This is a genomic window from Psychrobacter sp. Cmf 22.2 (genome assembly GCF_001921745.1).
Classification (GTDB): Bacteria; Pseudomonadota; Gammaproteobacteria; order Pseudomonadales; family Moraxellaceae; genus Psychrobacter.
In genome coordinates this window covers 103,726-118,188 of sequence record NZ_MRYA01000003.1, presented here as the reverse complement: position 1 = coordinate 118,188, position 14,463 = coordinate 103,726, and the positions used below count along the sequence as shown (strand labels likewise).

Here is a 14,463-nt window from a genome sequence, read left to right as displayed (position 1 = left end):
TTAGAATTTTGCGACTTCTTCTGCTGTCAAAAAGCGGCTATCCCCTTTATCCAGACCTTCTAGCGTAATATGGCCGATACTAGCGCGGTGTAGCTCAACAACCTTATTACCAAAATAGCCCATCATGCGTTTAACTTGATGATACTTACCCTGCTCTAGTGTCAGACGAGCATGGGTTTCATCGATGAATTCAAGCGTCGCAGGTTTGGTCGGCTCGTAATCCCCTTCTAGTAAAATACCTTCAGCGACCTTTTTAATGGCTTTTTCTTGTGCATCGCTGTCCATCGGATCCGCTAAGGTCAACTCGTAGACTTTTGCGTGCTCGTGTTTAGGGCTGGTGACACGGTGTAGCCAACCACCATCATCACTCATCAGTAACGCACCAGTGGTATCCACATCGAGGCGTCCAGCGATACGTAAACTGCCCAATTCTGGTACTGCGATCAGCTCGGTGACGATAGGATATTCTTTGGCTTTTAATGTACATTCAAAGCCTTCTGGCTTATGCAATAGAATATAACGATTGCCTGTCGCCACTGACAGAGGTTCGCCTACCCACATGACATCATCATTAACGATATCGACATGTACACCAGGGTCTTTAATGACTTCGTCGTTGACAGTGACTTCGCCTGCGTGCAAAATCTTTTTGGATTCTTTACGCGACAGTTCCGTGGCTTTACTAATAAATTTATCTAAACGCATGCTATTTGCTACCATTAGTTTTGTTATAGTGAGGCAAGTTTAACATATCCCATCTAAACCTAGGTGTATCATCAAAACAATATAGACGCTAAAAACGAAACTGTGATATGGGCTGACGTGCTACTGAAAATAATTTTTCCTTGCATGCTGTGCCTACGCAGACAGAGGCTACGCAAAATTTATTTTCAGTAGCACTATGTCTAATTTCAGATTGGATTAATTATATGAGTTATCATACCTTGCAAAAAGCTGTTACTGCCAGGCTGGAGATTAAAAAGTCTGAATTTATCGCTTATGCTCATCCGGTCGATTCACGTGAGCAAGCAATGTTTCACGTGGAACAGCTGCGCGAACAATATCCTGATGCGCGGCATTGGTGTTGGGCTTATATCATCGGTGATCCTGATAATACAACGAGCGCAGGCTTCGATGACGATGGAGAGCCCAGCGGTACAGCAGGCCGCCCAATCTTAAACGTCTTACAGCACAAGTCTATCGGTAACGTTATTATTATCGTGGTGCGTTATTTTGGTGGTATCAAACTGGGTGCTGGCGGCCTGACTCGCGCCTATGCAGGCTCTGCACAAGCGGCCGTTGATGAGATGATACTGCGCCCTTATGTACCAATGGCACAAGTACAGATACTGGCAGAGTTCGCTACTGAAGCGCAATGTCGCTATATCGTCGAAAGTCTAAACGGTAGTATTGATGATGTGTCTTATAGCAAGCAGGTTACGTTAACCGTGACCATTGCTGAACAAGATATTGAAACGTTAAAAGAGCGACTGGCGATGGATGGACGGGTGCTAAATAAATCATAGAACATGAACAATTTTTAGTAATCATGCGTTCACGATAAATCATTGGATTTAACCTGGCCGAACGTTATGATAAAACACTGTTTAATAACGACTTGATAAGATTAACTTATGCCAACTTCAAAACTTTCAAACACTGCAAAGTCTTCAAATACCGCAAAACCGTTTGCACCCACTCCTTTTAAGCCGCCATTTTGGCTGACCAATCCACATCTGCAAAGTATCTTACCTAAGTTTTTAGCGCCAGAGGTACCAAAGTATCGGCGCGCAGTCAAGCAAGACTCGTTATGTGAGACAGACATTGCTTATGACTTCTACGATGCGCATCCCATAGAGGCAACTGACGACGGTACGCTTGAGCAAACCCCTTTAGTGGTGCTATTCCACGGCATGGAAGGCAGCAGTGACAGTCATTATGCACGAGCCATGGCGTATCAGATGCATAGCGAGGGCTGGCACTTTGTAGTGGCACACTTTCGCAGCTGCGGCGGTATTCCGGCTAATGGTCGCGTCTTTTATAATGCTGGCGACACCGAAGAGGTGCATCATATGCTCCAGAATTTACGTGAGCAGTATGCACATATCTATGCGGTAGGCGTCTCACTAGGCGGAAATGCACTGGCAAAATACATGGGCGAATATGGCGATGATGCGCTATGTGAAGGTGCTGTGGTAGTCTCAGCTCCTGTCGATATGTCGTCGGCTGCACTCAGTATGCATAGCTTTTTGAGCCATCGTATTTATACGCCGTATCTGCTCAATCCAATTATCAAAAAAGCCTTATCGAATGACATAAGCGAAGAGGAAATCGCCTCTATTAAGGCCGTCAATCGTATCAGCGATTTTGATGATATCTTTACCGCGCCGCGTCATGGCTACCGTTCTAACAATCACTATTATTATACTGCCTCCGCACTGCCGCATCTTATCAACGTTACTCATCCGCTACTGCTGATTAGCGCCAAAGACGATCCGTTCCTTGGCTTTACCGCCACACCAAACGATGTGTCTGATAGCGTCACTATTTTGGAGACTGAGCACGGTGGACATATTGGTTATTTGCGTTATCGCTCAACAAGCAAGCAGAGTGATACGGTAAGATTAAACGCTAAGCAATCGAAAAAGAATGGTAAAAAAACCAAGACTTCAAAATTCGATATCAATTGGATCCCTGAGACCGTTAGCGCCTTCTTTCACTCGATTGGCATTTCGTCTAACGATATTTCACTTGATAACACTTCAAATAAAAATACTTCACCTAACAATGCTTCTAATGAATAATAATTTAATAAGTCATAATCCTAATCCTTAAACTACTGAGAATCTGTCATGTATCCATTTTTTCGTTATGCTAAATCTATCACTAAGGCTGTCATCGCTCACCAAAAAGGCGCTCAACTAGACTTAGCAGATACCAGCGAGATTGAGATTCGTTGTAGCTTGACAGATATTGATAATTTTTTAGAGATGAATAATGGTCGCGTGCTGACCTTGTTTGATTTGGGACGTACTGACTTTGCCATTCGTACTGGTCTTGGCAAACAATTATTGCATAAGCGTTGGGGGCTGGTCGTAGCTGGCAGCACCGTACAATATCGCAAACGTATTCGCGCTTTTGATAAGGTCACTATCAAGACGCACGTCGCTGCTATCGATGAGCGCTGGATCTACGTGGAACAATCAATGTGGGTAAAAGGCCAGCCTTGCTCGTCTGCCCTATTACGAACGGGTGTCACTAGTAAAGGTCGCGTGATTGAAACTCAAGAAGTACTGGATGCGATGGGCAAATCTGATTGGGATATGCCGCCGACAGGCTACGTAGCCGAGTGGATTGAGAGTGATGATGATCGTCCGTGGCCGCCTTTAGGTTAGGCTAACTGTAAATTTATTTTTGATAATCTGTCACAGCCAGTTAACCTTAAGACTACTGTTCTATAACATTACATTATATAAATACATATAATAAATGTTAGGATATTAGTGAGTAGAATATTCAATTGGATATTAATTAATGACTAAGTAAACACAGTCTAATAAGGAGAATAAAATGGTTAATAATACGGATTATGTAGGTACGCTGTTTGATAATAGTGAATCAAACCCGAGCAAAATTACTTTAGCCTTTACAATGGCAGGTGTCGCACTTAAAAAAGGGCACTCTGCAACCGTTATATTGATGGTAGATGCAGTACACCTAGCATTGCCTAATGCTTTGGATAACGTCGATATCGGCGCACCATTTGATCCTGCTAAGGATTTGCTAGAAGCCTTTATAGAGAAAGGTGGTAACGTATTGGTCTGCGGTGCCTGTATGAAACACGGCGGTGTGGAAGAGTCAGACATCGATAAGCGCTTTACTGTCATCAGCGGCGATGATGTGGTTGAGCTGTTGATGAATGCGAAGGGATCTTTGCAGTTGAACTAAGCGTTTAAGCTAAGTAAGTAGTTTATAAAAATAGGTCAGTTTTCTTAGTCATCTTTTTGATGGTTTGGAGGCTGACCTTTTTTTGATGCTATTATTTAACTACAAAACCGTAGTCAAATGTCTTAACTACAATCTTGTAGTAAAAACTCACCTTTTCTATTTAGAAACTAAATACACATTATCTAACATGCAAGCCGTCCAGCTTTGCTAAAGTAAGTCATGTAAAACGCCTAATAAAATAAACAGGAAGCCCGTCATGACCTTACTTAACACCTTTGATTTAACCTACCCTATCGTGCAAGCACCTATGGCAGGAGCAACCACGCCTGAGCTGGCGGCGACAGTCAGTAACTTTGGTGGATTGGGGTCATTAGGGTCCGGCACGACGGCGCCAGATGTTTTGGATAAGCAAATTGACACTATTAAATCGCTCACCGATCGCCCTTTTATGATCAATCTGATGGTGTTGTCTGAGCATGATTCTAGTACGTTGGACAGCGAGATTCCTGCTTGGCTAAGCCAGTATTATAAACAGCAAAATATTGAAATAGAGTTACCTGCACGCCCAGCGCTTAGGTTCGCAGACCAGCTACAAGTGCTCTATGACAATCCTGTTCCTGTCGCTAGCTTTACCTTTGGTATTATTAGCGCCGAACAAGTGCAGCGCCTGCAAAGTCTAGGCACACGCGTCATCGGTACCGCCAATCATCCATTGGAAGCAAAAGCTTGGGCGGATATTAGCGCAGATGCAGTATGCGTGCAGGGGGTAGAAGCTGGTGGCCATCGCGGTGGTTGGTTGCAAGAAAGTGCAAAAGATCCCATGGGACTGTTGACATTGATTAGTCAAACACATGCTTGTACCGATATTCCGTTAATCGCGGCCGGCGGTATTATGACCGGGCAAGCTATCAAGGCGATTCAAACGGCAGGTGCTGAGCTGGCGCAAATAGGAACGGCATTTTTGACCACAGATAAATGCGGCATTAATGATATTTATAAACAGGCGCTACTCGATGTCAGTCAAGATAAACGCAGTTCTGAGACCCGCTTAACAAGACTGTTTTCAGGTAAGCAGGCACGCGGCTTATTAAATGATTATCTGCGTAATTTTGGCCAATTTGAGAGCGCACATGAGCTACCACCTTACCCACAATTAAATGCCATGACCAAAGACCTGCGTGCGCATGCGAAAAAGAACCTTGATGCAGAACACCAGTCTTTATGGGCAGGACAAGGAGTCGCTTTGGCCAGACAAGAAAGCACGACTGAGTTACTAGAGCGACTGGTAAAGGATTTGTAATTGCTATAGCCAAAAAAAAGAAACACCAGACCAGCTGATGTTTCTTTTTTTAGTTTTAAACAAACCTTTTAACTTAAATAATTATTTCTTCAACCTTTCCCTAAACGCCTTATAATCCTTCGCCGTTTCTTTTACCGCTTCGATCATTGGCACATGACCGACTGCTGGCATCATGATAACCTGCGCTTGCGGCATGATATCAAGCATTAGTTCGGCAGTTTCAGGCTTATCGACCAGCCATATTCTGATAATGATGATAAAAGCGAGTTAAATTTGTGTCGAACATAGTCATTATCTTCCTCTCCAAACTGTATGACAATCACATAAAAGATAACAGTCAAACGATCATAAAGCATGCCGAGGGTTTACAGCTCTAATAAAGACGGTACAAGCTTTCTGGTTTATGATGAGCGTTTTCGTTTAATCAGCCTCACATTAAAGGTCTAGCGCAAAAGGACAAACATTGAGTAAAACAAATACCGCCACTGGTAAACAGCGTGACCTCACCCAAGGATCAATTGCCAAAACGATGCTCCTGTTTGCATTACCAACCCTTGGATCATCTGCCCTACAGTCGTTAAACGGCTCAATCAATGCTATCTGGGTGGGTCGGTTTTTAGGTGAAGAGGCGTTGGCAGCGACGGCGAACGGCAACATCTTGATGTTTATCCTGATATCCTTCGTTTTTGGTTTTGGTATGGCTGCTACTATTTTGATTGGTCAATCAATGGGCCGCCGTGACGACGCTATGGTTAAGAAAACCATGGGCACAGCGCTGGGTAGCATTATTCCGATAAGTGTATTGGTATCAGCAATAGGGTGGATATTTGCCCCGACGTTACTTGATTTGCTTGGCACACCGGCAGGTGCGTTAAACCTTGCCCTGACTTATCTGCGGATGATTTTCGTTGCGATGCCCATCACACTGACCTTTACACTGCTAATGATGGCACTGCGCGGAACGGGCGATTCTACGACGCCGCTTTGGTTTATCATTATATCGGTGGTTATTGATCTGATTTTGACGCCGACGCTGATTTTGGGGCTAGGACCATTTCCCGAATGGGGTATATTTGGCTCAGCCTTTGCAACCGCCGTCGCAAACACGCTAGCGCTTATTGGCATGGTTGTCACCTTGTACTGGCGTGGCTCGGTGTTGACCCTTAGGTTACCAGAGCTACGCTTTTTACGCGCGGACCGAGAAATCCTAAAGTCGATGTTCTCAAAAGGGTTGCCGATGGGTACTCAGATGATCGTTATCTCTTCTGCGGCATTAACCATGCTATCGCTTATCAACCGTGAGGGGGTGCAGACGACAGCAGCCTATAGCGCAACCCAGCAGCTTTGGACGTATGTGCAGATGCCCGCAATGGCACTAAGCGCTGCAGCCAGTGCGATGGTCGCACAGAATATTGGTGCCAATCAATGGAGTAGAGTTGCAGGAATCACCCGCTGGGGACTCATCTTTAATGTGATGTTGACAGGGGCTATGATTGGGGTGCTGACCATTTTTGATGAAACTATTTTGGGCTTGTTCCTTGGTAGTGACAGCGAAGCGGTGCCGATTGGGCGGCATATTCAGTTGATGGCGACATGGGGCTTTGTGTTTTTTGGGATAGCGCAAGTACTGTTCGGTACCATGCGTGCGAACGGCTATGTAATTTGGCCGCTGATCGTCATGGTGATTTCGATGTACCCAGTGCGCCTTGGCTTTGCTTTTGGGCTTTATTCATTACTTGGGACCGATGCGCTTTGGCTGTCGTTTCCAGCAGGCATGGTAGCAACCGCTGTGATGGGGGCAGGACTATATCTGCGTGGTGGATGGCGCAAAGGCAAACATTTAAACGTAGAAGAGGCTGCGCAAAGGTCTGAGGAGTTTCGCGCGCATACAGGCACCAGCGCGTCGTTTCGTGATATTTTACCGACCACGGTATGGAAACTATCGCCTTTACGCCGTATCACAAGATTGCATCGACGACTACAGAGACGACTTCATAGGCATCGTATGATTAGAAAGAATAAACGATCATAGCTTGGTTTATATGTACAATTTTAATTTAGCTTGGCTTGGCGGTTTTTGCACATTGGTATGGTGAGCAATTTTTCATGATACTTACCTATTACTACGATACTTGAGTTTTTTGTAGAGAATCTTGCTGCTGCTGATTTGCTATGTTATGGCCTTATTAATTTGTTGTGAGCTTGTCCATCGTAGCAAAACTGACTGTCTCAAGTAAGACAATTTCAAAAAGTTAACTATTGTCATTAAGATATAGCAAAGCTTATCATTGATAATAGTTGTTTTATCAATAGCTCTACACGCTATATCATAGACACTAAAAAATTAAGTATAGTGCTTTACTCAACTGTTTACCGAATTATAAAGTCATGCTGATATTATTATGCGAGCGTGACTCTTTTATGTAGGACTAGATAATATTATGGCAAAACTACCTACTATTAAAATACGTACTCGCCGCAAATACTATCGGCTTATCTTTACAGGTCTTATGGCGCTGATGATGTCACTCATTATCTCCACTGCGTTGATATTGGTCAAAGCTGGGTACAGCGATCATTTTTTTGCCGATTTGTTAGGGTCGTGGGGGCTGGCGTTTGTATTTGCATGGCCAAGCGCGTATGTCTGCGCATATTTTGTGCAGGAGCATGTACTTAGCCGGATTGAGTTTTATTGAGCTGTGTCCACCTTATTTTTTAAACAAGCCACCCTATGATTTAACGTTCCTTCCAGTATTGGCTCAATCCGAGCACACTCTTCATCAGCCAACGGACAGCGGGTTCGAAACACACAGCCTGACGGTGGGTTGATTGGACTAGGCAAGTCACCTTCTAATAGTTGAATGGTTTTGTTACGCTCAGCGATAGGATCAGGTAACGGCACAGCAGACATCAGCGCTTGCGTATAAGGATGTGTTGGATTGCTATACACGGCTTTATCCACCCCAAGCTCAACTGCGTGACCCAAATACATCACCAGCACCCGATCGGCAATGTGTTTTACTACCGATAAATCATGAGCGATAAAAATAAGTGCCAAACCCATTTCTTGTTGGATATCTTGCAACAAATTAATGACCTGGGCTTGAATTGAGACGTCAAGTGCGGAGACTGGCTCATCACAGATAATGATTTTAGGTTTTAATATCAGGGCACGAGCAATGCCAATACGCTGACACTGACCACCGGAGAACTCATGCGGATAGCGGTTGATTTGGTTGGGCAATAACCCAACCTTTTTCATAATAGCGCGCACCTCGTCTTGTACTTCCGGTTTTTTTATTTTTGGATAATAAGTACGTAGCGGCTCGGCAATGATATCACCTACGGTCATACGCGGGTTGAGCGAGGCCAGTGGATCTTGGAAGATCATTTGAATATCTTTACGTTTTAGGCGCATAGTCTTTTTGGAAGCACCAACCATCTCAGCATTATTAAACTTAATACTGCCAGATTTGGCACGTACCAAACCAACGATGGTTCGAGCCAGCGTTGATTTGCCGCAGCCAGACTCACCAACCACCCCCAAGGTTTCACCTGCAAACAGCTCAAACGATACCCCATCGACCGCTTTTAGGGTGTCAGGCTTTTGCCAAAAGTATGAGCCTTTACGCTTAATATCGAAGCTTGTATGCACATCTTGTACTTGTAATAGCGGTGTTTGGCTATCGGATTTAATCATTTCTACATTTAATGTTGACATATCCTAGCCCTCCATCTCTGTTAAACCTGATATTTCATCTACTTGTATCTCAGGCTGCCAATGGCAGGCACGTTGACGATCATGCGGCAAAAATTCAAGAGGCGGTGGTACATCGCGGCAAATATCCATCGCGTGAGGACAGCGCTCATGAAATGGACAACCAGTCGGTAAGTTAAGCAGGTTGGGCGGACTACCTGGAATAGTGGCAAGCTGACCACCGTCATCATCGAGACGTGGAATGGCTTTGAGCAGACCGATAGTATAAGGATGCGTTGGCGTATAAAAAATCTCTTCCGTCTCTCCGTACGCCATAGTACGACCTGCATACATCACTAGCACCCGATCACAAATGCCCGCGACCACACCCAAATCATGAGTAATCATAACAATAGTGGTACCAAAGTCGCGTTTGAGCTCGTTAAGTAGCACCATAATCTGTGCCTGTACAGTGACATCAAGCGCTGTGGTAGGTTCATCAGCGATCAACAGCTTGGGGCGACACAATAGCGCCATCGCAATCATCACGCGCTGGCGCATACCACCTGAGAACTCATGCGGATACATACCGATACGTTTTTTGGCCTCCGGTATTTTTACCGCATCGAGCATCTTTACCGACTCATTCCAAGCTTCTTTTTTACTCATACCTTTATGGAGAATCAATACCTCGGCGAGCTGATCGCCTATTTTCATATAGGGATTGAGCGAGGTCATCGGATCTTGAAAGATCATAGCGATTTGCTCAGCGCGAATTTTATTCAGAGTTTTTTGCGGTAAGCCCAATAGCTCCTGATCTTCGAAACGTACTGAACCTTGGGTACGACCGTTTTTTGCAAGCAGACCCATGATAGCAAATGCAGTCTGTGACTTGCCGGAGCCGGACTCACCGACGATGCCTAAAGTCTCGCCCTTATGAAGGTCGAAGTTTAAACCATTAACTGCAGTTACCAGACCATCTTCGGTAGTGAATTGTACGGATAAATCTTTGACTGCTAGTAAACTCTTCTCTTTATTAGTTTGTTTATTAATAGTTGAGTCAGCGCCTACTTTATGGACAGTAGAGTCTATTTTCATAGGGACGTTATTGATGTCTTGAGTTGTCATGATGTTATTCTCCTAGCGATATTTGACCTAACGGTCTTTGGGATCAAACGCATCACGCAGACCATCGCCGATAAAGTTAAAGCAAAATAGAGTAATGACCAAAAATGCAGACGGAATCAAAATCTGCCATGTTGCCACCTGCATGGTTTGTGAGCCTTCTTGTAGCAGTGCACCCCAACTGGTCATCGGCTCTTGCACACCCAGTCCTAAGAAACTCAAAAACGACTCAAATAAAATCATCGTCGGCACTAGTAAGGAGGCGTAAACCACCACCACGCCAAGTACGTTTGGCACGATATGACGAAGGATAATGTTAAAACCTGACACCCCACCGACGTGTGCTGCCTCAATGAACTCTTTACTCTTTAGGCTCAATGTCTGACCACGCACAATACGCGCCACATCAAGCCAAGAAACCAAGCCTATAGCGACAAAAATTAAAATAAGATTACGACCAAATATAGTCACTAACAAAATGACGAAGAACATAAACGGAAAGGCGCTTAAAATCTCCAAAAAGCGCATCATGATCATATCAACCTTACCACCTAGATAGCCTGACGTTGCGCCATACACGGTACCAACCAAAACCGCTACCGTTGCGCCTGCGATACCTACTAATAAAGATATCCGTCCGCCCATAGCCGTACGTACGAGCAAGTCGCGACCGAGCGAATCAGTGCCAAAATAATGCTGGTTTTCAATCGATGGTGCCGCTTGCATAAAGCTCCAATCGGTCTCAGCATACCCGTAAGGTGCTAGCATAGGTACAAATACCACAAAAGCACCTACTAACAATAAAATAAAAAAGCTGGCCACTGCGGCTTTGTTTTGATAAAAGCGTCGCCACGCATCTTGCCAGAGGCTACGGCCTTTAATCTCTTTGGTAGGCAAATCAGCCATGCCAGTAGGTTGGTCTGCAATAAGGCTCATAGTCGTCCTTTTAGTAATCTGTCATTTAAAGTGTTAAGCGGCAGTGCGCTCTAGTTAGCGGCTCGTTTTTGATCACAATCAATACTGAACTTTGGGATCAATAACGGCGTATAGAATATCGACAATAGCGTTAAAGGCAATGGTCAATACGCCAACCAAAATGGTCAGACTCAGTACCACACCATAATCGCGATTAAGCGCTCCATTGACAAATAACTGGCCGATACCCGGTAGACCAAAGATGGTTTCAATAACAATAGAGCCTGTAATAATGCCTACAAAAGCAGGGCCTAAGTAGGAAATAACAGGTAGTGACGCTGGGCGCAAAGCATGCTTTAACACAATTTGACGCATCGGTAACCCTTTAGATTTGGCAGTGCGTATATATTGACTGTTCATCACCTCGATCATTGAGCCGCGCATAATCCGTGCAATACTTGCTACATAAGCCAGCGCCAAAGCTGTAACAGGTAAAATAAGGTTTTGTGGCGCCCCATCATTCCAGCCGCCTGCAGGCAACCACTGCAAAATGATGGCAAAGATAAGCACGAGTAGCGGCGCTTTTACAAAGCTTGGAATCACAACACCAGTCATCGCAAAAGCCATGAGCACGTAATCAAGCCATGAGTTTTGTTTAAGTGCAGCGATAATACCAAGTGCCAAACCCAACACTACTGCTACTACAAAGGCATAAAACCCAAGCTCTAACGAGACGGGTAAAGACTGAGATAACAGCTCATTGACCGTGTAATCTTTGTACTTAAAAGACGGTCCAAAGTCGCCTACTGCCAATTGCTTTAAGTAGTTGACATATTGTAGCCACATCGGATCGTTGAGATTGTATTTGGCTTCAATATTTGCCAATACTGCAGGTGATAAGTTGCGCTCTGTCGTAAAAGGACTACCAGGCGCTAGGCGCATCATAAAAAAAGACACGGTAATCAAAACAAACATAGTCGGAATGGCTTCTAAGATACGCCGAAAGATGAGCTTTAGCATAGAACCTCTTCATAGAACCTTTATATAAAGGCTCCTATCTCTAAAAAATTTTTTGAAATAATGACTTCCAAAATTTATAAGTCCAAACAGACAAGCGCTATAAATCAGAACAAATCTTTTTCATAGCGCTCACTTATAAAGGTGATTTAATGACTAGTGTTTGGCAATAGAGATATTTTTGCCCTGCCAATTGCCCAAAGGATCATTCTCCGAAAATCCGATAACATAAGGCTTAACCATTCGCGGACTGACGTAGTGATAGATGTTTAACAGCCCCATATCGTCATCCAACTGAGCCTCTGCTTGCTGATACAAACCTGCACGCTGCGCATCGGTGACGCCAGGTTTTAAAGTTTGCGCCATCAGACTGTCAAATTTGGGGCTATTGTATTTACCGTAGTTGCCACTATTGTCAGATTTTGCGATATTTAAAAAGGCTGAAGGCTCATTGTAATCCGCACACCAGCCGGCACGCGCAATTTCATAATTGCCGTTACGGCGCGTATCGAGGTAGGTTTTCCATTCTTTATTGACTAAATTGACATCGACAAATCCAAGTGCTTGCTTCCACAATGAAGTGGCAGCAACCGCGACCTTTTTATGGTTGTCATTGGTATTGTAGAGTAGCTCAAAGCGAAGCGGATTATTCTCATCATACCCTGCTTCATTGAGTAGTTTTTTGGCCTCAGCGATACGTTTATCTTGATCCCAACTGGACCATTCTGGCGTGTTTGCCACATCACCATTAGTCACAGTAGGCGTAAGCTGATAAGCGGCCGTTTGGCCTTGGCCGATTACCTTATCAACGATAGTGTCGCGATCTAAGGCTAGCGCCAAAGCGCGGCGTACTTTAGGATCATCAAAAGGCGGTTTTACGGTATTAAATTCATAATAGTAAGTACAAAGGTAAGGTGATACTCTCAGCTCTTTTCCGTAATCTGCTTGCAAAGAGTTAAACTGCTCGGTTGGAATCTCATTGTAGGTGACATCAACCTCACCTGCCTGATAGCGTGATACATCGGTCACGCTAGAGGGAATCGGTAACATGGTAATCGTATCAAGCGTAGTATTGGCGTCATCGTAATACTCAGAGTTGCGCGATAGCACCAGCTCGTCGTTGATCTGCCATTTACTGACTGTATAGGGACCATTGACTACGATATTAGCAGGGTCTGTCCATTTATCGCCAAATTCTTCGACAGTCTTTTGATGTACTGGTTTAACTGAATTATGAATAAGCATATCGGGGAAGTACGGTACTGGTTCTGTTAATGTCACCTGCAGCGTCTTATCGTCGATGGCTTCTACGCCTAGCGTCTCAGTACCAGCGGCGCCCTCAACGATTTGATCAGCACCTTTTACTTTGGCATCGACCAAATAGCTTGAATAAGGGGATGCTGTATTTGGGTCGACTAGACGACGCATGCTATAAGCGAAATCCTCTGCGGTAACCGGATCGCCATTTGACCAGTTAGCGTCGCGCAGTTTAAACGTCCATACCTTATTATCGTCACTCTCCCAGCTGGTTGCCATTGCCGGAATGGTTATGCCATTAGCATCGGTATTGGTAAGACCCTCAAATATTTGACGTCCAATATTAGACTCGGGTACGCCCGATACTTTATGCGGATCTAGCGACTCAGGCTCGGTGCCGTTATTGATGGTCAGCTCTTGCGTTTCAGCCAAGACATTAGGGTCAATGTCAGCTGCAGCATCGGCATTGCTAGTATTGGCAGTATTGTCGCTACAGCCTGTCATAAACATAGCAAGTACAAGAGAAGTGGGTAAAAACACAGTAGTACGGAAGGTAACAGAATTGCGCGTCATATAATATCCTAGCAGAAAGATCGACTAACGTTTAGTAAATCCATTTAAGTTTAATATCTATTATTTCAATATCCATATTTATGTCGTTAGAGGTCAGAGTCCGACTACTAATCTTGCAATTGCTATGATTGGACCGTCTGTCACTTAAATCAGCAACTGCTATTACTGACACAATGTAGAAAACTATTAGTAATATTAATAGTAGAAAATTTTTATAATGTCAACAGCTCTCAATCCTTTAAAAAGAATATTAGATAAGATCGGATTTTTAGCTTTGATAATATTAATAGTTAAAAATAGATGAAAATTCTGCTAATTCTTAACTTTTTGCATTAATTCATCGCCTTTTGTCTCGTAAACCACACCATTGGTCAAAACCTTGTTTTATTGTTACGAATTGTAGCTTATTTCTATTTAATATTATTGTGGTGTTCATAAGTAATGATTTGCCTGATTCAACTTAAACAATAACACCATAGTGCTACTATTTTTGCGCTAAATACGAAGTCTGAAGAATTTGAAAAACTGTATGAAGTTTGAATATTATTGAATCCCTCAAACTAGACAGCTAAGACTTCATAATGAAGAGACCACGACAACGTTAGGTAACGAAAGTAATATTGCGATTGAT

The 14,463-nt window shown here is 43.9% G+C and carries 13 protein-coding genes; 7 read left to right on the top strand and 6 right to left on the bottom strand.

All coding sequences use genetic code 11. The annotated features are described in order from the left end of the window. Positions 1 to 705: a pseudouridine synthase gene (locus BTV98_RS07275; protein ID WP_058367820.1), complete on the bottom strand. Its 705-nt coding sequence runs from the start codon at positions 703 to 705 to the stop codon at positions 1 to 3. Between the two features lie 224 nt (positions 706 to 929). On the opposite strand from BTV98_RS07275, the gene BTV98_RS07270 reads away from it, so the two are divergent. The 7 genes from BTV98_RS07270 to BTV98_RS07240 all read left to right on the top strand — a co-directional run bounded on the left by BTV98_RS07270 (position 930) and on the right by BTV98_RS07240 (position 7,944). Continuing rightward, positions 930 to 1,526 (top strand): YigZ family protein, encoded by a 597-nt coding sequence (locus BTV98_RS07270; RefSeq protein WP_058367819.1) that lies wholly within the window; start codon positions 930 to 932, stop codon positions 1,524 to 1,526. A gap of 108 nt (positions 1,527 to 1,634) precedes the next feature. Then, the gene (locus tag BTV98_RS07265; RefSeq protein WP_058367818.1) at positions 1,635 to 2,804 is read left to right on the top strand and encodes a YheT family hydrolase; all 1,170 of its coding nucleotides are present in this window, start codon (positions 1,635 to 1,637) and stop codon (positions 2,802 to 2,804) included. Between the two features lie 48 nt (positions 2,805 to 2,852). Next, positions 2,853 to 3,395: an acyl-CoA thioesterase gene (locus BTV98_RS07260; RefSeq protein WP_058367817.1), complete on the top strand. Its 543-nt coding sequence runs from the start codon at positions 2,853 to 2,855 to the stop codon at positions 3,393 to 3,395. Positions 3,396 to 3,570: 175 nt separating this feature from the next. Beyond that, positions 3,571 to 3,948 carry a DsrE family protein gene (locus BTV98_RS07255; RefSeq protein WP_058367816.1) on the top strand — a complete coding sequence of 126 codons (378 nt, stop codon included), beginning with the start codon at positions 3,571 to 3,573 and terminating at the stop codon, positions 3,946 to 3,948. Positions 3,949 to 4,204: 256 nt separating this feature from the next. Then, complete coding sequence (locus BTV98_RS07250) at positions 4,205 to 5,248, top strand: nitronate monooxygenase family protein (RefSeq protein ID WP_075103304.1); 1,044 nt, start codon at positions 4,205 to 4,207, stop codon at positions 5,246 to 5,248. Between the two features lie 463 nt (positions 5,249 to 5,711). Then, positions 5,712 to 7,280 (top strand): MATE family efflux transporter, encoded by a 1,569-nt coding sequence (locus BTV98_RS07245; protein ID WP_075103303.1) that lies wholly within the window; start codon positions 5,712 to 5,714, stop codon positions 7,278 to 7,280. 409 nt (positions 7,281 to 7,689) lie between these two features. After that, entirely contained in the window at positions 7,690 to 7,944 is a 255-nt protein-coding gene (locus tag BTV98_RS07240; protein ID WP_075103302.1) for a DUF2798 domain-containing protein, read from the top strand. Here BTV98_RS07240 and oppF read toward each other — a convergent pair. From oppF to BTV98_RS07215, 5 genes are all read right to left on the bottom strand, one after another. After that, positions 7,938 to 8,969 carry a murein tripeptide/oligopeptide ABC transporter ATP binding protein OppF gene (oppF, locus tag BTV98_RS07235; protein WP_299185812.1) on the bottom strand — a complete coding sequence of 344 codons (1,032 nt, stop codon included), beginning with the start codon at positions 8,967 to 8,969 and terminating at the stop codon, positions 7,938 to 7,940. The genes BTV98_RS07240 and oppF overlap by 7 nt on opposite strands. A gap of 3 nt (positions 8,970 to 8,972) precedes the next feature. Beyond that, complete coding sequence (gene oppD, locus BTV98_RS07230; protein ID WP_256713866.1) at positions 8,973 to 10,073, bottom strand: oligopeptide ABC transporter ATP-binding protein OppD; 1,101 nt, start codon at positions 10,071 to 10,073, stop codon at positions 8,973 to 8,975. Positions 10,074 to 10,100: 27 nt separating this feature from the next. Next, on the bottom strand, positions 10,101 to 11,006 hold the full coding sequence (oppC, locus tag BTV98_RS07225) for an oligopeptide ABC transporter permease OppC (RefSeq protein ID WP_075103301.1): 906 nt from the start codon (positions 11,004 to 11,006) through the stop codon (positions 10,101 to 10,103). 78 nt (positions 11,007 to 11,084) lie between these two features. Then, complete coding sequence (gene oppB, locus BTV98_RS07220; protein ID WP_075103300.1) at positions 11,085 to 12,005, bottom strand: oligopeptide ABC transporter permease OppB; 921 nt, start codon at positions 12,003 to 12,005, stop codon at positions 11,085 to 11,087. Positions 12,006 to 12,158: 153 nt separating this feature from the next. Continuing rightward, a complete protein-coding gene (locus BTV98_RS07215) occupies positions 12,159 to 13,832 on the bottom strand; it encodes an ABC transporter substrate-binding protein (RefSeq protein ID WP_075103299.1) in 1,674 nt (557 codons plus the stop codon). Between the last annotated feature and the right edge of the window lie 631 nt (positions 13,833 to 14,463).

What these genes read in the sequence shown, in the direction of transcription:
- BTV98_RS07275 (WP_058367820.1), bottom strand. Translation starts at nt 705, where the DNA reads ATGCGTTTAGATAAATTTATTAGTAAAGCCACGGAACTGTCGCGTAAA.
- BTV98_RS07270 (WP_058367819.1), top strand. Translation starts at nt 930, where the DNA reads ATGAGTTATCATACCTTGCAAAAAGCTGTTACTGCCAGGCTGGAGATT.
- BTV98_RS07265 (WP_058367818.1), top strand. Translation starts at nt 1,635, where the DNA reads ATGCCAACTTCAAAACTTTCAAACACTGCAAAGTCTTCAAATACCGCA.
- BTV98_RS07260 (WP_058367817.1), top strand. Translation starts at nt 2,853, where the DNA reads ATGTATCCATTTTTTCGTTATGCTAAATCTATCACTAAGGCTGTCATC.
- BTV98_RS07255 (WP_058367816.1), top strand. Translation starts at nt 3,571, where the DNA reads ATGGTTAATAATACGGATTATGTAGGTACGCTGTTTGATAATAGTGAA.
- BTV98_RS07250 (WP_075103304.1), top strand. Translation starts at nt 4,205, where the DNA reads ATGACCTTACTTAACACCTTTGATTTAACCTACCCTATCGTGCAAGCA.
- BTV98_RS07240 (WP_075103302.1), top strand. Translation starts at nt 7,690, where the DNA reads ATGGCAAAACTACCTACTATTAAAATACGTACTCGCCGCAAATACTAT.
- oppF (WP_299185812.1), bottom strand. Translation starts at nt 8,969, where the DNA reads ATGTCAACATTAAATGTAGAAATGATTAAATCCGATAGCCAAACACCG.
- oppD (WP_256713866.1), bottom strand. Translation starts at nt 10,073, where the DNA reads ATGACAACTCAAGACATCAATAACGTCCCTATGAAAATAGACTCTACT.
- oppC (WP_075103301.1), bottom strand. Translation starts at nt 11,006, where the DNA reads ATGAGCCTTATTGCAGACCAACCTACTGGCATGGCTGATTTGCCTACC.
- oppB (WP_075103300.1), bottom strand. Translation starts at nt 12,005, where the DNA reads ATGCTAAAGCTCATCTTTCGGCGTATCTTAGAAGCCATTCCGACTATG.
- BTV98_RS07215 (WP_075103299.1), bottom strand. Translation starts at nt 13,832, where the DNA reads ATGACGCGCAATTCTGTTACCTTCCGTACTACTGTGTTTTTACCCACT.